The 18,697-nt window shown below is 37.4% G+C and carries 23 protein-coding genes; 13 read left to right on the plus strand and 10 right to left on the minus strand.

The genetic code is table 11. The features are described from left to right. The first annotated feature begins 154 nt into the window (after positions 1 to 154). From GYM71_RS10390 to GYM71_RS09935, 4 genes are all read left to right on the plus strand, one after another. A complete protein-coding gene (locus GYM71_RS10390; RefSeq protein WP_244986824.1) occupies positions 155 to 991 on the plus strand; it encodes a hypothetical protein in 837 nt (278 codons plus the stop codon). 174 nt (positions 992 to 1,165) lie between these two features. Beyond that, positions 1,166 to 2,062 (plus strand): alpha/beta hydrolase, encoded by an 897-nt coding sequence (locus tag GYM71_RS09925; protein WP_220220357.1) that lies wholly within the window; start codon positions 1,166 to 1,168, stop codon positions 2,060 to 2,062. A 78-nt stretch (positions 2,063 to 2,140) separates the two neighbouring features. Further along, positions 2,141 to 3,016, plus strand: coding sequence for an AraC family transcriptional regulator (locus tag GYM71_RS09930; RefSeq protein WP_220220358.1), 876 nt, complete (start codon positions 2,141 to 2,143; stop codon positions 3,014 to 3,016). Between the two features lie 76 nt (positions 3,017 to 3,092). Then, positions 3,093 to 4,274, plus strand: a complete 1,182-nt coding sequence (locus tag GYM71_RS09935) for an MFS transporter (RefSeq protein ID WP_103752568.1) — start codon at positions 3,093 to 3,095, stop codon at positions 4,272 to 4,274. A 122-nt stretch (positions 4,275 to 4,396) separates the two neighbouring features. Here the strand turns inward: GYM71_RS09935 and GYM71_RS09940 are convergent, their stop codons facing one another. The 6 genes from GYM71_RS09940 to GYM71_RS09965 all read right to left on the minus strand — a co-directional run bounded on the left by GYM71_RS09940 (position 4,397) and on the right by GYM71_RS09965 (position 9,453). Beyond that, positions 4,397 to 5,797, minus strand: coding sequence for an APC family permease (locus GYM71_RS09940; protein ID WP_103752569.1), 1,401 nt, complete (start codon positions 5,795 to 5,797; stop codon positions 4,397 to 4,399). 12 nt (positions 5,798 to 5,809) lie between these two features. Next, on the minus strand, positions 5,810 to 6,538 hold the full coding sequence (locus GYM71_RS09945; RefSeq protein WP_220220359.1) for a gamma-glutamyl-gamma-aminobutyrate hydrolase family protein: 729 nt from the start codon (positions 6,536 to 6,538) through the stop codon (positions 5,810 to 5,812). 479 nt (positions 6,539 to 7,017) lie between these two features. Further along, positions 7,018 to 7,449, minus strand: coding sequence for an ASCH domain-containing protein (locus tag GYM71_RS09950; protein WP_220220360.1), 432 nt, complete (start codon positions 7,447 to 7,449; stop codon positions 7,018 to 7,020). Next, positions 7,449 to 7,841 (minus strand): cytidine deaminase family protein, encoded by a 393-nt coding sequence (locus GYM71_RS09955; protein WP_220220361.1) that lies wholly within the window; start codon positions 7,839 to 7,841, stop codon positions 7,449 to 7,451. Before GYM71_RS09955 ends, GYM71_RS09950 begins: the two co-directional genes overlap by 1 nt. 24 nt (positions 7,842 to 7,865) lie before the next feature. Next, positions 7,866 to 8,351, minus strand: coding sequence for a GNAT family N-acetyltransferase (locus GYM71_RS09960; protein WP_220220362.1), 486 nt, complete (start codon positions 8,349 to 8,351; stop codon positions 7,866 to 7,868). A gap of 211 nt (positions 8,352 to 8,562) precedes the next feature. Beyond that, positions 8,563 to 9,453: an SDR family oxidoreductase gene (locus GYM71_RS09965; RefSeq protein WP_103752574.1), complete on the minus strand. Its 891-nt coding sequence runs from the start codon at positions 9,451 to 9,453 to the stop codon at positions 8,563 to 8,565. A gap of 193 nt (positions 9,454 to 9,646) precedes the next feature. Here GYM71_RS09965 and GYM71_RS09970 point away from each other — a divergent pair, with 193 nt between their 5' ends. Then, positions 9,647 to 9,976, plus strand: coding sequence for a DUF805 domain-containing protein (locus GYM71_RS09970; protein WP_220221225.1), 330 nt, complete (start codon positions 9,647 to 9,649; stop codon positions 9,974 to 9,976). A 106-nt stretch (positions 9,977 to 10,082) separates the two neighbouring features. Here GYM71_RS09970 and GYM71_RS09975 read toward each other — a convergent pair whose 3' ends face one another. After that, positions 10,083 to 10,523 carry a MerR family transcriptional regulator gene (locus GYM71_RS09975; protein WP_164715390.1) on the minus strand — a complete coding sequence of 147 codons (441 nt, stop codon included), beginning with the start codon at positions 10,521 to 10,523 and terminating at the stop codon, positions 10,083 to 10,085. A 166-nt stretch (positions 10,524 to 10,689) separates the two neighbouring features. Between GYM71_RS09975 and GYM71_RS09980 the strand changes: the two genes are divergently transcribed. From GYM71_RS09980 to GYM71_RS10000, 5 genes are all read left to right on the plus strand, one after another. Then, positions 10,690 to 11,334: an NAD(P)H-binding protein gene (locus tag GYM71_RS09980; RefSeq protein WP_220220363.1), complete on the plus strand. Its 645-nt coding sequence runs from the start codon at positions 10,690 to 10,692 to the stop codon at positions 11,332 to 11,334. A 13-nt stretch (positions 11,335 to 11,347) separates the two neighbouring features. Further along, positions 11,348 to 12,388, plus strand: coding sequence for a zinc-dependent alcohol dehydrogenase family protein (locus GYM71_RS09985; RefSeq protein ID WP_220220364.1), 1,041 nt, complete (start codon positions 11,348 to 11,350; stop codon positions 12,386 to 12,388). 51 nt (positions 12,389 to 12,439) lie between these two features. After that, positions 12,440 to 12,847, plus strand: a complete 408-nt coding sequence (locus tag GYM71_RS09990) for a flavodoxin family protein (RefSeq protein WP_272876725.1) — start codon at positions 12,440 to 12,442, stop codon at positions 12,845 to 12,847. Between the two features lie 57 nt (positions 12,848 to 12,904). After that, positions 12,905 to 13,525, plus strand: coding sequence for a flavodoxin family protein (locus GYM71_RS09995; RefSeq protein WP_220220365.1), 621 nt, complete (start codon positions 12,905 to 12,907; stop codon positions 13,523 to 13,525). Between the two features lie 241 nt (positions 13,526 to 13,766). Continuing rightward, positions 13,767 to 14,318: a hypothetical protein gene (locus GYM71_RS10000; protein ID WP_220220366.1), complete on the plus strand. Its 552-nt coding sequence runs from the start codon at positions 13,767 to 13,769 to the stop codon at positions 14,316 to 14,318. A 245-nt stretch (positions 14,319 to 14,563) separates the two neighbouring features. Here GYM71_RS10000 and GYM71_RS10005 read toward each other — a convergent pair whose 3' ends face one another. The 3 genes from GYM71_RS10005 to GYM71_RS10015 form a co-directional block, all read right to left on the minus strand. Then, entirely contained in the window at positions 14,564 to 15,751 is a 1,188-nt protein-coding gene (locus GYM71_RS10005; RefSeq protein ID WP_220221227.1) for a MalY/PatB family protein, read from the minus strand. Positions 15,752 to 15,753: 2 nt separating this feature from the next. After that, the gene (locus tag GYM71_RS10010; protein WP_220220367.1) at positions 15,754 to 16,644 is read right to left on the minus strand and encodes a DUF3737 family protein; all 891 of its coding nucleotides are present in this window, start codon (positions 16,642 to 16,644) and stop codon (positions 15,754 to 15,756) included. A gap of 222 nt (positions 16,645 to 16,866) precedes the next feature. Beyond that, positions 16,867 to 17,166: a nucleoside triphosphate pyrophosphohydrolase gene (locus tag GYM71_RS10015; protein ID WP_220220368.1), complete on the minus strand. Its 300-nt coding sequence runs from the start codon at positions 17,164 to 17,166 to the stop codon at positions 16,867 to 16,869. A 143-nt stretch (positions 17,167 to 17,309) separates the two neighbouring features. Between GYM71_RS10015 and GYM71_RS10020 the strand changes: the two genes are divergently transcribed. From GYM71_RS10020 to GYM71_RS10030, 3 genes are all read left to right on the plus strand, one after another. Further along, positions 17,310 to 17,651, plus strand: a complete 342-nt coding sequence (locus GYM71_RS10020; protein WP_220220369.1) for a PadR family transcriptional regulator — start codon at positions 17,310 to 17,312, stop codon at positions 17,649 to 17,651. Continuing rightward, complete coding sequence (locus tag GYM71_RS10025; protein WP_220220370.1) at positions 17,632 to 18,171, plus strand: DUF2812 domain-containing protein; 540 nt, start codon at positions 17,632 to 17,634, stop codon at positions 18,169 to 18,171. Before GYM71_RS10020 ends, GYM71_RS10025 begins: the two co-directional genes overlap by 20 nt. 87 nt (positions 18,172 to 18,258) lie before the next feature. Next, on the plus strand, positions 18,259 to 18,441 hold the full coding sequence (locus tag GYM71_RS10030) for a hypothetical protein (protein WP_220220371.1): 183 nt from the start codon (positions 18,259 to 18,261) through the stop codon (positions 18,439 to 18,441). The last annotated feature ends 256 nt before the right edge of the window (positions 18,442 to 18,697 follow it).

Raw genomic sequence — 18,697 nt, forward strand, 5'->3', positions numbered from 1 at the left:
TAAGCAAGCTTGCCCTTAAATTGGCAATTTTGTATTTATATAATAATGTTTTACTTAAAAATATGGCTCGGCAAAAATAAGTAATTCAGTTAATCATAATCTGGTAAAATAAGTTGAATTATTTTTAGATTTTGATCAAGAAAGTTGTATAAAAATGAAAAAGAAAGCATTAAAGCTAATATTACCCGCCATCCTCGTTTTGCTTAGTTGTGGAAAGCTTGCGGGCACACCTAAAGTCCAAGCAGCGGTCACAACTGCCAACATTTCTGCTATGTCGCCGAGTAAAAACGCAGCCAATTTCATGGATTTTATTGCCAAAAAGAAATCACTGACATCTGCGCAGAAAAATGAGGCCAAAAAAGCAGCTAAGTTGCTTAGAACAGGTAAGCTTGGCGCTACAGCGGCTCCTTCTTGGTTTACTACAACTGTCAAATTTGGTAGTCCTGATGATGCAACTAGTGCGGCTAATATTGCTGCATCCCTTCCCAACTTGACTAGTCTTAACCAAAAAAGGGCTAAGCTTGGTGAGAAGCGGCTAAAGATTTCTCTTATTTCAACCGCAATCTCAATGATTGATAGTGACTACCAAAAGCGTGGCGGACTCGCACATCCGCAATACTATCATTATGCTGGTAACCTAGAAAATCTAGCTGCTGGTGGTAATCCAGTTACTATGTGGCTGGGTGAAAAAGCAAACTGGAAGTGGGATGTTAAGAAAACGCCGAATCTTGCTCGCTATCAATTTGCACCCAATTGGAGCAATAAGAAATACACGCACGCAGTTCTAGGAACAAATGGTTACAAAACCGCTGGACATTATACTAATGTCGTTAACAAAAATCATCGGGTGATGGGAATGGCTCACATGACGCAAAGCCCTGACTATGGCTATGTTGATGCCTACAATGCCACAAATAAAGGAACCAAGAGCGCCATTACACTAACTAAATATCGCGCCTTAGTAAAAGAATGGTTAGCTAAAAAAGGATAAAAGCTTTTTAAAGCAATGAACAAAAGTCTGCCAGATTTGGTAGGCTTTTTTACTAACATTAATTTTAAAAAGGCCTTATCTGCCAGTTTGAGGTGCTTTTCTGGACTTTCTTTTTCTTTTTGATGAAGTACAATGTTTTTAGTAAAGCGATTACATATAAAAGGAGTGCTAGATATGGCAGAACCAGATTATCAAAAATTAGTCAATGATATGCGTAAAGAATTTAAGGAGGGTGATGACAAGCGTGACGCAGGCTTGCCGACCCACATTCCCGAAGTGGAGCGTTTCGATAATATTCCTTATGGCAAAGATCCTAAATATCAGATATTAGATGTTTATTTACCAAGTAAGCGCACCGAGGCTAAATTACCTGTCATCGTCAATATTCACGGGGGCGGCTGGGTTTATGGCACCAAAGAAACATATCAATTTTACTGTATGGCACTGGCTAAAGAGGGTTTTGCCGTTGTAAATGCAAATTATCGGTTAGCTCCTGATGTTGTTTATCCAGGTGAACTTGATGATGTTAATCGCGTTTTTCATTGGGTAGCAGACACTGCTAATGCCCAAAAATACCAGTTTGACCTTGATAACGTCTTCATCGTCGGCGATAGTGCTGGCGGTCAAATGGGAGAACAAATTTTAGCAATTTATACCAATGAGAATTACCGCAAATACTTTGGCTATGCGTTACCACAACTAACAATTAAGGCGGCTGCACTTAATTGTGGTGCTTATTTCTTAACGGAAATCAATTCAATCGCAGGAGCACCAGAAGCATATTTTCGGCCAGAAATTCGCTTAACTGAACATGAGCAGCTAAACGTTGAACAATTTTTAACAAAAGACTTGCCGCCAATTTACCTAATGACTTGTACGGATGACTTTTTACGCGACAATGCCTATATGCTTTCGGGTTACTTACATGCTAAGGGCATCTTCCATGAAATTCACTTTTACGGTGATGCTGAGCACCGCCGCGAGCACGTTTTCCATGTGAACCAAAGAGACGATCTAGCTAAAAAATGTAACTTAGATGAATTAAACTTTTTCCGTAAGTATTTAAATTAGAATTTCATCTCGTTGTAAAATAATGGTTGAACTAACAAGGTAGTTCAATCATTTTTTTGACTAAAGGAGGAGTTTCTAGTGCCTGATAAACACGAACTGGTCCAGTTAGATAAACTACCGCTATACATTGAAATTCACCAGCAAAACAATGAGTCAGACGTGGCGCCGCATTGGCACCAAAGTATAGAACTCAGTTTTACCATGCGTGGTCAAATTGCTCACTTTATTATTAACGGTGTCGATCATCATACACATCCAGGCGAGATCTTAGTGATAAATTCCCAAGTTGTTCACAGCGTCCGAAGCAGTACATCCTCTTGCTCGGACTTGATGCTTACCATGCTTTTTCCTTATTCACTGGTTTTACAAGTATTTCCTGAAATGGATCAATATATGATTGACCTTAAACCACTAGCCGAATTATCAGTGGAACAAATCGCTCAATATCACCACTTACAAGCTCTACTTAGCCGGATTACCGAGACAAAGTTAGCTAATGACAGCGAATTTCAAAACTTGGAACTAACAATTCTGAGCTATCAGGTGTTAGAAATTTTACTTAAGTATTTTTTACGGACTCGCGACAATAATAGCCAGCTATCAAGCAATCTATTAATTACTGGGCACTTAAGGCGAGCATTAGATTTCATTCAGGATCATTATCAAGAACCATTTTCATTGCAGGATATTGCAGATAGCTGCCATTTAGCACGACAATATTTACAACGAATTTTTCGGCAAAACATGGGCATTACTTTGGGTAAATATATTAGAAATTATCGTGCTCAACGTGCCTATCAAGAATTATGCGGTACTTCTCACACGCTAACAGCCGTTGCCATGAATAACGGCTTTAGTGGTGTCAGATCTTTGAATCGGGCGATGGTCGCTAATTATGGGCAGACCGGTATGCAAATTCGCAAAGGTTCCTCAGCGCCAGATTCAGGCGACTGAAAGCGTTATTTCAAATGGAAAAAGCAAGTATAATATTAACGAAAACGATTTATAGCTGAAGAAATGAGGAGCTAGTATGAAAAAAGTTAATCCAAAATCTGGATTGTTCAAAGTTGCCTTATTATCAATTTCTTTATTATTGATGATAGCGCCACAAATTTCATCGGTACTGCCATTAATGTACTCATCATTCCCAGATGTCTCACGTGCAGCCGTTGAAACTTTAAGTACTATTCCAAATATTGGAATAGTTGTTGGCTTAGTATTAAGCCCATTTTTAATCAAATTATTGGGTACCAAAACAACCGTAATTACGGGTCTTATTATTGCACTTCTAGCCGGAACTTATCCGATGTATGCTACTGGCTATACCCTAATTTTGGTATCACGTTTCTTACTGGGTGCTGGAATTGGTCTATTTAATTCCCTTGCAGTTAGCTTATTATCCAAATTCTATGCGGGCGATGAACTATCAACAATGCTGGGTTTCCAAAATTCAATGGGTAGTGTAGGAGCAGCTATTTTTTCATTTTGTGTCGGCATATTAGCAGTTAATGGCTGGCACGCAACCTTCGCTATTTACCTAGCAGCTTTGCCTATTCTACTGTTGTTCGGCTTTGTGGTTAAATTACCTGATCAACAACAAACTGATAGTACTGACCAATCAGCTAACCGGGAAGAAAACAAAATTAATGCCAGCGTGATTGAAATCGCCATCGTTATGTTCTTTATGTATGTTTTCTTTATGCCAATGTCTTTCAAACTACCGCAATTGGCAACAAGCCAGAAAATTGCAAATGTTAGCCAAATCGCTTTCGTTTCAAGTGTAGTTACACTTATTGGAATTCCTGTAGGCATGTGCTACGGCTTTTTGAAAAAGAAACTGCATGATTTGATTCTGCCGATCGGTTTGTTTTTACAAGTTGCCGGCTTGCTTGCAATTGCATATGCTGTTAACTTGCCAATGTTATTTGTAGCCGTTATCGTCTTAGGTGCTGGCTTTGGCCTATCAGTTCCTTATATTTTTAACTGGCTGGATGAAGCAGCCCCGAAAAATTCCGTTAACTTTGCTACAACAATTACCCTAGTATTAGTAAACATTGGCTGTGCTGTTTCACCAACTATCATTAACTGGCTTGGTGCCACTTTGGGTTCAGGTACTCCACGTTCTGACATGACAATGGCTGGAATTGGAATGGCAATTTTGTTCTGCTACAGTATTGTGCACTACTTCCAAATTAAAAAACAGCATAAATAAAGCAAAAAACGACATTCTTGTTAGAATGTCGTTTTTAGTTACACATTTACTATGATTATGAACATAAAAACCGTGAGTTAAAGATTTAACTTTAATTGACGGTTTGTTTTTTACTCAAATAATTACTGCTTATTTTTTTGCCACCGTGAAAACCAAAACATCAACAATGGCAAAATGATAAAGCCAAACACCATCATGAATATCGCGTACCAATTGACACCAACGACTTTGCCATTTTCAATAATGCCAAATTGTGCTTGCCAATTGTACTTCACTAATAGAAAAATGACTAAAGCAATCGATAAAAGCGGTACGATGATGTCTGTCCAAATGTTCTTTGGCGCTGGCAAAATTGGTTCCTTGTTCTTACCAAAGTAAAAACAAATGACCGCTAGGGGCACAATCATAAAGCCTAGAAACCGCACCATTGCACTCAGTGTAATCAAATTTACCATATTATATTGAAAAGCAAGTGGAACTAAGATTGCTAAAGCCTCAGAAATAAAGAAGGTTCTAACAGGAAAGTTTCTTTTGGTTCTTTTCGTGAGTGAAGAAGGCAACTGATTTTCACGCGCCATCGCTTCTAAAATCCGGGGTGCATTAAAGCTTGAGGCCACATTGATGCCCAGCATTGATACTAATGCTCCTACCAAGATTACATCGCGCAAGATTTCATTATTAAAAATTGCACTGATTGCTACTACCTGTTTAGTCGTCATCAATGCTTTCGGATTTAGCATCAAAGCAACAGCCACTACCCCAATATAAATTGCAGCAATAATAAAAATTGCCAGCGGAATAGCCTTAGGCAGGTTCTTTTCTGGCTCCTGCATATCATCAGACCCAGAAGCCACCGATTCAAAACCGGTAAAAGCGTAAAAAGCAGAAACAACAGCCATCACAAAACCTGTGGTTGTCAGTGTCGGAACAATTCTGTGGCCATTTTGCGTGATTTGGTCAACCATTGTTAAGTTGTGTGACGCCCCCGTCGTAATCAAAAGTACTACGCCAGCGACAATAATTAGCACTAATGCAAACAGCTTTCCTGCTGTCGCGAGGTTCATTACCAACTTGACAAATTTTTGACCAAATAAGTTAATCACTGAAATTATTAACATTAAAACCAAAAAGCCAATGGTTACATTTAATACGCTGTCTGGATTACCACCGAAGATAGAAATCGTTGACTTAATCACACCTACTGCCATTACTCCCCAAGCAACACTAGCGGAAAAATAGCGCAGAATGCCGACATAAAAGCCAACATTTTCACCAAAAGCAGCCTTTGTGTACGCATACGAAGCACCAGACTTAGTCACATATTTGGCCGCAGCCGAAAATGAAATGGCCAAAATCGCCGCAAAAATTGCTGCAATTAAGTAAACAATCAAAGACTTGCTGCCTGCCTGAGTAACAACACTTCCGGGAGTTAAAAAAATACCGGAACCAATAATTGAGTTAATTGCTAAAAGTACAATCGACCAAAAGCCTAACTTGTCATTTGCCTTCTCATTTGTGTTCATAATTATCTTCTTTTACTTTGCATTCTCAATAACGAACTTAAACAAATTATTTTGGAATTTAGTATCTGGATTTTTGTGAAGCATTTCTGGATGCCATTGAACAGCCAAAACATTGCCAGCCTTGTTTTCCAAGCCCTCAATAACACCATCACTTGCATGGGCAACTTCAATTAAGTCCGGTGCGACCTTATTAATTAGCTGATGATGGAAAGAATTTACCATAAATTCTGTCTTGCCTAATGTTTGAGCAAGTACACTTCCCTCTTTTACTTTCATTCCATGCGTTGGCAAATCTGGCGTATGCTGTTGATCATGCTTGAGCGTCTGTTCTTTGCGGTAAGCCACATCTTGATACAGGCTGCCACCATGAGCAACATTAATAATTTGCGCACCCCGACAGATTCCCAACACCGGCTTACCCATTTCTTCGGCCAACTTTAAAAGAAGCATATCAAAATGATCACGGGCGGGCCAAATTTCACCAATATTAGGCTTGAGTTCTTCACCGTATAGGTGCGGATCGACATCATGCCCACCAGATAAAATCAACCCTTGAACATGTTCCATTTGTGCTTTAACTACATCATCATTGCCAGTAAACGGAATAACATATGGCACACCACCATTTTGAACCACTGAATCAACGTAATCTTCATTAATATAGCTACGGCGATACCCGAGAAAAAGGCCCTCAGTATCAATCATTTCCGAGCCAGCAATTCCAATAATCGGTTTTGTCATTTTCTTCTCCTACTTTTTTAACTCTAATTTTCTATTTTTATTATAGCAATAAATTTAAGTTTAAAGGGAAAATCTGTTTGCCAATTGGTTTAGCCTATTAACGTTAATAATTAGTTGCCTTCATCTTAAAGCTATTATTTTCACTTGAGTTAATATTTCCTGGGAAATATTAACCGCGAATTTGGTTAGCAGATAGTAGGTTAGAGTTAAAGTCTTAACTCTTGAGTGTCCTTATTAAAAATTGGTTTAGCCAATTTTTCCGTTTTATACTAAGCACCTACTTTTTATTAAAGAAAAACACTGCTAATTAGATTACCTACAATCTAATTGGCAGTGGATAAAAAGCAGTATTAAATAAAATAAGTTTCAGGTAAAATTCAGTCCTTAAGTTCAGAGCTATTAGCAAAATACTGTATCAACGGCACTAGTCTGTTAGCAACAGTTTTCGCCCACTTTTTAACTTTATTTCATTTCAAAGTTTATTCAACTTTTTCAAAAACCTCACAAACCATTGGCGCTTGCGGATAAAAAACGCGTTTTTTACTTTCATATTCTTTCTTGAAAAAATCATCGTGAATTTGTCGCCAATTTTTGTAGGTACCATCGCCTTCATGATAAGCATGTTCAGCGGAAATCTGATTGTAGGGGACAATCTCCACAACTTTTTCACGAACCACGCAAACTGGTTTACCAGCCTCATCAAGAATAACACTCAATTCCCCCACTTGAGGCAATGGCCTATCTTCGTAAAATTCATAAGCAAAGGTAGTCGCAGTTTTGATACCACGGTTGACTTTATCAGCTAAACCGTTTTTGTCTGTACCAAATGACCAAGCATCAAACTTGGTACTCTCATCCCAATTATGCTTTTGACAAAAATTACGCCAAAATTCTTTTACTTCTTGTTTCATTATAACCACCATTCTGGCGTCAATTCGCTCATTTTTACTACCCTATCATGCCGATAATCCATCATTACTTCAACATTCTGGTAATCTTTTTCCATCAACTGGACGATAAATTCACGGCATGCTCCGCATGGCGCGCCATTTTTGCCATTTGACATTAGGGCTAAGACACGGGACACCTTCGTTTCGCCCTGCGTAATCATGTTAAAAAGAGCATTTCGTTCAGCACATACTCCAAGACCACATGCCGTATCAACGCAAACTCCTGTATAAATTTTTCCTGACTCACTTAAAACAGCTGCAGCTACCCCGCCAGCTTCCATATGTTCGCCAATTTGATGAAACCTCTGCACTTGGCTAGCAGCTTCATACATTTTTTGCCATTGCTGATCCATTATTGTAATTCTTTCAAAATATTCTTATTTCTTTATTTCTTTTGCCATTAAAATAAAGCGATAAATACCGCCATTAGAAGCCTCGTCTTCTGACCCAGTAATGCGATAGCCTGCTCGTTGGTAAACTTTTTGCGCCCGCTTATTGAATTCAGCAACCGATAAAATAATTTTATGGTACTTTCCGATTTGCTTCACATAGTCTTCAATCATTTGCATTAACTTTATGCCAAGGCCATGTCCCGTTAACTCCGGCGCCATTCCTAGTCCAACTTCAACCTGACCATTCCTATCTTCAATCGGATCTAAACAAAAGAAGGCTGTCAGCTGGCCATCATCTGCCAAAACTTCAAAGTAATGTTTTCGCAATTCAGGCGTAATAATTTCATCGTAATCTTCCTGGTCATTTTCCATATCATAAAAGGAATATTCACCATCATAATGCCATTTAGTAGCAATTATTTCTGCATTTTTTTGCGATAATTGCTGAATTTGGCTAAAAACTATTTTCATTTTAAAAAATCTTTCAATTATAGTAATAAAATAAGGTTTAAGATAAGTTAATTATACTATAGAATTTTGCTTAAATATAGATAAGATCTTAATTGGTTTATTTTAATAATCAATCGTTTTTTTCATTAAACTGGAAAATTGTAAAAATTAGACATGCAAAAACGCTTCTGCCTGCATTACAAGTAGAAGCGTTTTTTAGTAATAATATCTTTTACAAATTAATTCCTTGTCCACCAGTTGCACCATATACTTGACCAGTAACATAACTAGCCAAATTGGATGCTAAGAAGATATAAATAGGAGCTAATTCATCAGGTTGACCTGCTCTATCGAGTGGCTCTTCATGACCAAAGCTAGGTACACCAGATTTTGGCTGACCACCACAAACTTGTAATGGTGTCCAAATAGGACCAGGAGCAACACTGTTAACCCGAATTCCCTTTGAAGCAAGTTCTTGTGCAAGGTTAATTGAAAAGTTAGCAATCGCTGCCTTGGTGGAAGCATAATCCAATAAAATTGGCGTTGGCCGGAATCCTTGAACTGAAGTAGAAGTTAAAATGACACTACCTGGTTTCATATGTGGAACTGCAGCCTTTGTCATTTCAAACATCGAAATAATATTAACTTCAAAAGTATCATGGACGCTATCAAGGGACAGTTCTTCTAAACTGTCAGAGTGTTGCTGGATGGCAGCATTCATAACCAATAATTCCAAGCTACCAAATTCTTTTACAGCATCATTAACAACACGTTCAGCTTCACCGCGTTTACGTAAATCTGCTGGAAGCAAAACTGCCTTGCGACCGGCCTTTTCGATCAACTCGGCAACTTCTTTGGCATCTTCTTCCTCATCTGGCAAGAATGAAATAGCAACATCAGCGCCTTCTTTAGCAAAACCAATTGCTACCGCACGACCAATTCCGGAATCGCCGCCAGTTACTAGAGCGTGGCGCCCAATTAGTAATTCATGACCTTCATAATCAGCCATATCACCATCAGGTTTAGGATCCATCTTGCTTTGAAGTCCAGGGTAGTCTTGTGATTGCTCTGAAAATTCTTCATTGCGGTAGCGAGTTAACGGGTTTGATAAATTATTATCCATACTATGATCTCCCTTCTTAAAAATCCACCTTCAATTTACAGCGTTTGCATACGCAAAACAAAATATATGCTTACAATATTTAACAAATCATATTCTTTGATGTATTAAATTTTTTGTTTTATGATGGTGTTGATAATACTGTAGTCAAGGAGGCTATACCTATGATTATACGTATAAGAAATTTTGGAAAAATATTTTCAACTTTTCTGGGGTTGCAAGTTTGGGTGAATATTGGATTCCCGTAATTATTAACACACTTCTAGGATTTGTTTTAACCTGGATTGTGCAAACAATTTTAGGTCATTCCATTGAAGATATTTATACTTGGGGTGACTGGAGTGCTAAGACAGGTTCACTAGTTATTAGTTTTATTGTTTGGCTTGCCACTTTATCACTAAGCATTCGGCGTTTACATGATACTAACCGCACGGGTTGGTGGATTTTAATTAATATCCTGCCGTTTATCGGCCAGATCTGGTTTGTGATATTAATGCTCTGGCCTTCACTTCCAAATAATTATTAATAAAAAACGACTCAAATTAAATGTACGTAATTGACACAGTTAATTTGGGTCGTTTTTATTTATTAAAGATTGTCTTTATCAAGTGCAAACTTACTTTAATGGTGAGTTATTGCACTTTTTCTTTTCCAGCCAAAATTCCTTCTAACCATTTTTTGCGGTCATCGCGGCAAACATCTAAGCTCTGCTCTTTAATTGCTTCATCATAAAAATTAATTTTGCGATCTATTATTTTCATTGATTTTTTTAAAGCAGCGATCTCTTCCGTTACCTTTTGTCGTTGCTGCAGAAACATTGCTTTTCGCTGCTCAGCCGTATCAATACCCTCTCCAACTAGCTTTAGGTATTTTTTGATTTCTTTTAGTGGCATACCGGTTTGTTTCAGGCAAATAATGGTATTGATAGTAATTAAGTCGCTGGCTTCAAATTCACGAACACCACTTTTATTTCGCTTTACAAAGTTGAGTAAACCAATTTTCTCATAATAGCGCAAAGTGTAAGTACTAACTCCGAGCAAATCACTTACATCCTTGATTTGGTATTTTTTCATCATGTTCTCCTGCCACTATTTACCAATCATAATTAACTTACTAAAAATAACTACTTTATCTTTAATATTAACACTTTCTATCAACTAATAAACTAGCAAAAAAATTTGACTTAGAGTTGCTCGAAGGCAATATACTTTGTATTAATTAGAAAAAGAGGTGTTTTCAATGAAATTATTAATTTTAGCAGCAAACGGTCAAATAGCACGTTTAGTTGAAAATCGTCTTTTAACTGAGCCAGAATTCCAAGATATCAATTTGACGGTTGGCTTGCGCAACGCCCAAAGACTGGCAAATTTAAAACCTAAGGTAAAAGTAATGGAAGTTGACTTAACTAATGCTAACGAAGTAAATGATGCCGTCAACGGCCAAGACATGGTTTTTGTAGCAGTAGTTGATCATACCGCGGGCAATGTTATTACTAAAAATGTAATTAGTGCCATGAAAAATAACCATGTTTCACGTGTAATATTTACTAATATTTTGGGCATTTACAATGAAGTTGGCGGCGAATTTGGTCGGTGGAATCACGAATACACATTGCCCGGTTTGCAAACTGCAATTAATTCGGATAAGCTGCTTGCCGAGTCCGGCCTGCAGTATACTACCCTGCGTTTGCCATGGCTCAATGATCGAAATGAAATTAAATATACCATTACTACTCATGATGAACCGTATGTAGGTGTTTCGGGTTCTCGTCAAAGCATTGCAGACGCTATTTTAAAAATAATTCGGGACCCAAATCTCTACGTTAACGATAGTATTGGCATTGCTGATCCAGCAACCCAAGGTGAAGATCGACCAGTATATTAAGGAGAAAATCAAAGTGAAAGCAGGAACATTTATTAAACCAGGCAAAGTAGAATTAAAAGACTACCCGATGCCAGAATTAAAATTAGAAAATGATGCAATTATCAAAATCGTCCGCTCTTGTGTCTGTGGCTCAGACTTGTGGTGGTTCCGTGGCATATCGCAGCGCAAGGCAAATTCGACTACCGGACACGAAGCAATTGGTATTGTTGAGCAAGTTGGTGCTGAAGTAACTCAAGTTAAACCCGGCGATTTTGTTATCGCCCCTTTTACGCACGGATGTGGACATTGTGCCGCATGCTTAGCAGGGTTTGATGGTAATTGTTTTAATCAGGGAAACGAAATTAACGGTGGTTACCAAGGAGAATACCTCAAGTTTCACAATGCTAATTGGGCCCTAGTAAAAATCCCCGGCAAGCCTTCTGATTATACTGCTGAGCAGCTAAATGACTTTTTAGCATTAGCAGATGTCATGGCTACTGGCTACCATGCAGCTGCTAGCGCAGAAGTAAAAACTGGCGACACAACAGTCGTTTTCGGTGATGGTGCAGTTGGCTTATGCGGTGTAATCGCAGCTAAACTACGTGGTGCAAAACGAATCATTGCCATGAGTAGGCACCAAGATCGGCAAAAATTAGCTGTTGAATTTGGTGCAACTGATATTGTGCCAGAGCGTGGTGACGAGGCTGTCAAGCGGGTATTAGAGCTAACTAACGGTAATGGCGCCGATTCGGTTTTAGAATGCGTTGGTACAAAACAGTCAATTCAAACTGCACTGCAAGTTGGTCGTCCTGGCGCAATTGTTGGCCGTGTAGGTGTGCCTCAGAACCCAGCAATTGATACAACCGCTTTATTCTGGAAAAATATTGGTTTGCGTGGTGGTATTGCCCCCGTTACTACTTATGACCGCGATATTCTGCTTGATGCGGTTTTAAGCGGTAAAATTCATCCCGGTAGAGTTTTTACCAAGAGTTTTAAATTGGCACAAATCCAAGAAGCCTATGAAGCAATGGATCAACGTGAAGCAATTAAATCTTTATTAATCGTTAACCAATAAGTTAATTACTCTTATTTTGGAAGGGAAGTAATTAAAATTAACATCGTTTTTATTAACGCTAGTCAAAACCGTTCAGGAACTACTAGTCGCATGGGTCAAAATTATTTAAATGGCCGAAAATACCAGCAAATCAATCTTGTTGATTATAAAATCTACCAAATTAATCAAAGCTATTCTGACGACCAATTTGACGAGGTTTTTGCAAAATTACAACAAGCTGATTGGATTATTCTCGGTACCCCAGCCTATTGGCACTATATGAGCGGCTATCTAAAAACATTCATTGAAAGAATCGGTCAAAGCAAAGATTTTAATACTTTAGCCGGTAAAAAAATTTCTGTTTTTATCCAAGGGACTGATCCAACAGATGCCATTAAGCCAGTAACTGATGTTATCGCCCGTTTTGCCTCTGTTGCCAACATGAACTTTGTTGATATTCAAGAACAATTTATTAATTAAAAACGTGAATAGAATGTTTCACGTAAAACAATTTGACACTATTAGGAGGTAAGAAAAATGAATAAGAAGTTTAATCTGCTGAAAAAACTGGCAATTTTTTTAGCAATCATTGGCCTAGTAGCAGGAACAGCCGTAATCACAACACGCTTAAATTCTGATTCTAGTTCTGTTACGGCCAAATCCAAAGCAAAAAAGAAATTTGTTAAGCCGCGCCAAACTAATCAAGGTGCCAGACGGGTATTTATTAACGCTAGTCAAAATAAAGATGGTAATACGGCCAATCTTGCCAAAAAACTATTTGGAAGCAGCTCATACAAACAAATTAATTTAGTCGATTACCGCATTCCCCAAATCGGCCAAGGAGATGGCGACTTCCCTAAAGTATGGAACCAATTAAAAGGTGCCGATGTTATCGTTATCGGAACTCCTGTTTATTGGTCAAATATGTCGGGCTATTTAAAAACTTTTATTGACCACCTAAACATCAATAATGACCTTAAAGGCAGTGATTTATACGTTATTGTCCAAGGAGCTGACAGTAACCAAACTTTGGCTATTAATTCAACTTATGGAACACTAAACCGTGTTTCTAAAAGATTTGGTCTGAATTTTGTTGGTATCGCACAGACAAACTCACAGGCAAATACTTTACACAATAAGATGATTGGCAAAAAATAATTTGATAACGATTACACATAACTAAAACGCATCCCTTGTGTAACAACGTTTATCTCAGTCACAATAGTTCTTATAACTGCTGTGACTTTTTGTTTTAACACTTTTTTATTCACTCTTAAATAAGCTAATTAATTATAATAAGATGTTATAAAAACTAAATGTACCGCCACAATTTTTCTGAGCGTATCAAACCAATCTCTATTATGCCCTTGCTATAATGAGGTAACAGGAGGTGTATTTTATGCACATTGAAAAATACTTCGTTAATTGGTCACAAACTTTATTACGCGCCAAACCAACACAGCAAATATTAAAACAAATTGGCCAAACAACCAGTCATATGCCAAAAATATGGCAGGAATTGCACACCAAAAATTATTCTTGGACTCAGGCTGGATTGGAGCAAGTGCAGAACTTATTGCAATACTGTGCGGGCCACAGCAAAAAGGTTCAAGTGCAATTAAAGCAACTCTCTCATGAAGCCAGTGCCCAGTTAATCCCCGTTTTTAAAAACCAAAATTTCTTAAAAATTTTAGCAGACAAAATGAAACTGCCGCCGCAAACTGTTAAAACAATCCAAAATCTGCTAAATAAGTTTACTAACAATGGTAGTCCCTTCTCACCCGCAAGCTTGTTGATAATCGTGTTATTCATTGCCATGGGTGCGCAAGTACCGCTGCTTTTCAAAGGATCATTTAGCGGTAAAAAAGTCTTAGTGACTGTCACTACCATTTTAGATTATGTTGCAACGGCACTACAATTGGCTCAACATTTTCAAAAAAATAAAAATTAAGGAAATCGGTCATTACGACTGAGAATTTAAAAGCACCTCTACTTTTTTAAAATCAAACAAAGGCACTTGTAACGGCTCAATAGTAGATTAGAAGCCAAAAAGTGAAACATGATTCCGGTAATTTACCAGAGTCATGTATTTTTTTGCAAAAAAACTTTCTAGTCATGCAAAAACCCCATAATTAATTATGGGGCTTAACTTCATTATAAATACTTCGTTAGAGCAGTTTAATTAGTGGGTTAACATTATTTGCTGGATTTTTTATTACTTTGATATTTCTTTATGCCATCACTTAAGCGCTGCAAACCGTCTTGAACCATTGCTAGTGGACAAGCCAAGTTAATCCGCAAAAAGTCAGCGCCATTACCACGATAAATATTCCCTGGTGAAACAATTAGTCCAGTTTCCTGGCGTAAGAACTGCGCTAATTCTGCTGAATTATGACTAACTTGTTGAACATCAAGCCACATTAAATACGTGGCATCTCCCGTAATTACCTTAAGCTCAGGTAGATTTTTGGCAATAAAATTAGTGGCATAGGTGAAATTATCGTTAAGCTGAGCGATTAAAGCTTGGCGCCAGCTCTGCCCCTCAGTATAGGCGGCAATAGTACCTGGAATTGCAAGTAAATTTGGCTCAGCCAATTCATCGCTATTAAGACCCCGATTAACAATTTCACGTAAATTATCATTAGGGATAATCACAGTCGCTGCATGAAGTGCTGCAACGTTAAAAGTTTTACTAGGAGAAACTAGCGAAATAATGTTTTCACGTGAAACACCATTAACAGCAAACGCCGGTGTATAATCTTTGCCAGTTCTGATTAGATCGCCATGGATTTCATCTGACAAAAGTACCACGTGATGCTTAAGACATAAATCTGCTATTTTTTGAACTTCTTGCTTTGTCCAGACCTTGCCAATCGGATTATGCGGATTACAAAAAATCATTAGCGTTGTTAATGGTAATGCCAGCTTTTGCTCAAGGTCCTGCCAATCAATCTGATAATTTTCACCAGTAAAATGCAAATCACTTGCTAGAACGTGACGACCATTGTTTTCAATCGAATTGTAAAAGACATTATAAACCGGTTCTTGTACTAAGATATTATCGCCTAGGTGGCTAACACGACGTACAATTGAAGAAATAGCGGGCACAACGCCAGTTGTAAAAATCATCCAATCAGGATCAGGGCGGTGGCTGTGCTCTTTATCATACCAATCTGCAACGGCATTGAAATAAGCAGCACCAGGCCATTCATAGCCAAATGCTTTTAAGTTAATTTTTTCCTTCATCGCTGCAATAATTTCCGGAGCGGTTTGAAAATCCATATCAGCCAAAGACATTGGTAGTTCTCCTGGCTCAACATCCCACTTAATAGAATCCGTCTTGCTTCTGTCCGGTGCATTGGTAAAATCGTAATTTGTTTGCATATTCATTCCTTTGGTTTCTGATTTTGATCTGAACGAGCTACTTTTACTTCAATCTTAGCACAGTTTATTTTAGTCTTCGCAGGATTTATTTTAGCCGGATCCATAATCAATTTACCTATGCATGGCGCAGCTATTTTACCAGAAATTGGGTTTTTTACACTATCGATTTTAGTCACAATATCCGCATCAAGGTTAGAAACATATTCAAAGGCTAAATCAGTATGAGTCAGACTTACATTCGTCAAGACCAAATTGTCGATATAATTTAGTCCCTGACTGCTTTGAATTTTACAGTTAATAAATTTGACGTTTTTACTATTCCAGGCTAGATATTCACCATCAATAGTTGAATCATAGACCGTTACGTTTTCACAATTCCAAAAAGCATCCTTAGAAATAAAAGTCGAATTGTGAACCTCAATGTTTTTGGCACCATCAAAAACGTAATTGCCTACTACACTAACATTATCTAAATAAATGTCACTGCTGTCTTTGCCGAAATAGTCCCCGTTAATTTGACTATTAGTGACTTTAATTTTTCGGCACGTCCACATCGTTTCTTCAGCATTGGCAAAGTGCACACGGTCAAGAACAATTTTTTCAGAACGCCGAAACAATTTAGGAGCTTGCATAGCTGAATTATAAATTGAGATATTTTTGGTATACCAAATACCACTGCGAGCCATCGTTTCAAAAACCGTGTTTTCAACCCTAATATCATTGTCATACCATAAAGGATATTTCCATTTAAAAACGGAATTCTTTAGTTTAATCCCTTTTGCTTCTTTAAGCGGCGATTCGCCATGACCAAAAGTAACATTTTCTATTTCACTGTTACTCAAGCCAAAAAGAATTCTTTCACCCTCAAAATAGTGGTCTCTAATATTATTCATTACTGCTTCTTTCCTAAGTCTTAAAGTTACTAATCTTATACTGCTATTATTTATCAAAATAGTAAAAATTAAAAATACTTATTATTAAGGCTTTTCAATTACTATTAGTTATCACAACTTAAGTACGGATTAGAAATTTATTTCCTAGGAAATAGGGAGATAGATTGTGACTTAATTATCGAGCAACTTTAATTAGCATTGTAAATACGCAAACTATCACACTTAGTTTTTAGTTTCCATTTCAATAAATTCAGTAAAGCCACCCTTTTCAGCTCGTTTTTGACCAACTATTTTTAGAAATTCCTCTTGGCTAACACCCTTAAACTCCAAATAGGCCCTGATAACTTCATAAACATCACCTAGCTCTTCAATCAAATTAGTCCCACTTGTTGCGTTGACAACTTCTCCAGTTTCTTCAATCAATTTTTTCTTTAGAGCTGGTTCAATTTCACTTTGTGTAAGATGACGATAATTAGCATCTTTAGCAAATTCAGGTATTTTATCTCTAACTAATTTTTTCATATTTATTCACCCTCTTATTAAAATCATTATACTATTTAGTTAGTTTAGTTTTACATCTTTTTATTGACATATATATCGGGCCACGATATATTTAATATATCGACATCCGATATACTTTATCTGGAGAAAGAGCATCACTCACAATGAACAAACAACAAAATGCTTTAACTGAAGCATACTATTACATATTATTGTCTCTATTTAAGCCGCTTCATGGCTATGGCATTATGAAAAAGATAGCAACAATGACTAATGGTCGTATCAACATAGCCGCTGGTACATTATATGGCGCACTTAGCAAGTTAGAACAGTACCAATGGATTAGTGCTTTGCCAACTAGCAGCTCTGAACAAAGAAAGCAGTATATTATTACTGACAAAGGAAAGGACGTTATTTTAGCTGAATTTAAGCGACTAAAAGAATTAGTCAAAAATGGACATTTGATAATTGAGGGAGAAAACCAAAATGGAAAAGAAACGAATTAGGTGGTTTTTACCAAGCAAATACCATCAAGAAGAAGATCGGCTTAATAGAATGGCAGAACAAGGCTGGCAACTGAAAAAAGTCTCTGGTCTAATTTACACTTTTACTGATACCGAGCCTGCTTACACTTACCGTCTAGATTTTAAGGCAAAACTATCAAAGAGCAAACGTCAAGACTACTATAGTTTCTTAGCAGATACCGGAATTGAAAAAATTGGTCAGAGGGGTAAGTGGACATACTTTCGCAAACTCAAGTCAGAAGGTGCATTTGATCTCTATTCAGATCAAAAATCCAAGTTACAGTTTTTGTTTCGCATCTCTAATCACCTGTCAAACCTGTTCATAATACCCCTTTTTCTTTTTACCGTATTTATTTCAGAAATTATTAGCGGGATTACTGATCAGCCTGCATTAATTGGAGCGATTGCCTGTTGTATAATTTTCTTTGTCTTTGATTTCTGTCTGATCATCCAAATAATAGAGCTAAAAATTCAGAGAGATCAAATAAAGCAGAAAGGATAAGAGTGACAAAGTCCTAATTTCAACTTAATAGGGCTTAGTCATATTAAAATAGAGATTCAATTCAAAGCAATATTACGAAAACACCAATTGTTAGCCACTGAATTTGATGATGCTCAATCACAATTACTAGCTAGTCGATGCGGACGTGATCTGTTAATTGGAGATATTATTAATGTCGGGACTGGTTGGTTTTCTGACAAATCAATTTCAGCTGATACCAGTTTTCAAGAACTGCTAATTGCTAATTTAAAACTGATTAAGCAAAAATAATGTTCTCACTGAAATATAAAACTATTAGTGGTCCACAAAAAGCGATCAAACTTTTACCAGATGTTAAAGTTTGATCACTTTATTTTTTATTACTAATATTCGTTCTATTACCCGGGAAATAACCACTTCGCTCTACTTAATTAGCCTGCTTCAAGGATCGTTTCTTGCTATAATCAGTCTAAAGGGCCACATTCTTATCCTAATATAGCCTTAACTGCAGAAGCAGGAATAAAGACATGGTTGTCATGAGTAATTG

Source organism: Lactobacillus panisapium (assembly GCF_019469265.1).
In the GTDB taxonomy this organism is placed as follows: Bacteria; Bacillota; Bacilli; order Lactobacillales; family Lactobacillaceae; genus Lactobacillus; species Lactobacillus panisapium.

Coding starts and splice junctions, on each gene's coding strand:
- GYM71_RS10025 (WP_220220370.1), top strand. CDS start 17,632: ATGGAAAAGAAACGAATTAGGTGGTTTTTACCAAGCAAATACCATCAA.
- GYM71_RS10020 (WP_220220369.1), top strand. CDS start 17,310: ATGAACAAACAACAAAATGCTTTAACTGAAGCATACTATTACATATTA.
- GYM71_RS09965 (WP_103752574.1), bottom strand. CDS start 9,453: ATGGATAATAATTTATCAAACCCGTTAACTCGCTACCGCAATGAAGAA.
- GYM71_RS09950 (WP_220220360.1), bottom strand. CDS start 7,449: ATGAAACAAGAAGTAAAAGAATTTTGGCGTAATTTTTGTCAAAAGCAT.
- GYM71_RS09945 (WP_220220359.1), bottom strand. CDS start 6,538: ATGACAAAACCGATTATTGGAATTGCTGGCTCGGAAATGATTGATACT.
- GYM71_RS10015 (WP_220220368.1), bottom strand. CDS start 17,166: ATGAAAAAATTAGTTAGAGATAAAATACCTGAATTTGCTAAAGATGCT.
- GYM71_RS09980 (WP_220220363.1), top strand. CDS start 10,690: ATGAAATTATTAATTTTAGCAGCAAACGGTCAAATAGCACGTTTAGTT.
- GYM71_RS10390 (WP_244986824.1), top strand. CDS start 155: ATGAAAAAGAAAGCATTAAAGCTAATATTACCCGCCATCCTCGTTTTG.
- GYM71_RS09935 (WP_103752568.1), top strand. CDS start 3,093: ATGAAAAAAGTTAATCCAAAATCTGGATTGTTCAAAGTTGCCTTATTA.
- GYM71_RS10005 (WP_220221227.1), bottom strand. CDS start 15,751: ATGCAAACAAATTACGATTTTACCAATGCACCGGACAGAAGCAAGACG.
- GYM71_RS09955 (WP_220220361.1), bottom strand. CDS start 7,841: ATGGATCAGCAATGGCAAAAAATGTATGAAGCTGCTAGCCAAGTGCAG.
- GYM71_RS09960 (WP_220220362.1), bottom strand. CDS start 8,351: ATGAAAATAGTTTTTAGCCAAATTCAGCAATTATCGCAAAAAAATGCA.
- GYM71_RS10010 (WP_220220367.1), bottom strand. CDS start 16,644: ATGAATAATATTAGAGACCACTATTTTGAGGGTGAAAGAATTCTTTTT.
- GYM71_RS09940 (WP_103752569.1), bottom strand. CDS start 5,797: ATGAACACAAATGAGAAGGCAAATGACAAGTTAGGCTTTTGGTCGATT.
- GYM71_RS09975 (WP_164715390.1), bottom strand. CDS start 10,523: ATGAAAAAATACCAAATCAAGGATGTAAGTGATTTGCTCGGAGTTAGT.
- GYM71_RS09925 (WP_220220357.1), top strand. CDS start 1,166: ATGGCAGAACCAGATTATCAAAAATTAGTCAATGATATGCGTAAAGAA.
- GYM71_RS10000 (WP_220220366.1), top strand. CDS start 13,767: ATGCACATTGAAAAATACTTCGTTAATTGGTCACAAACTTTATTACGC.
- GYM71_RS09995 (WP_220220365.1), top strand. CDS start 12,905: ATGAATAAGAAGTTTAATCTGCTGAAAAAACTGGCAATTTTTTTAGCA.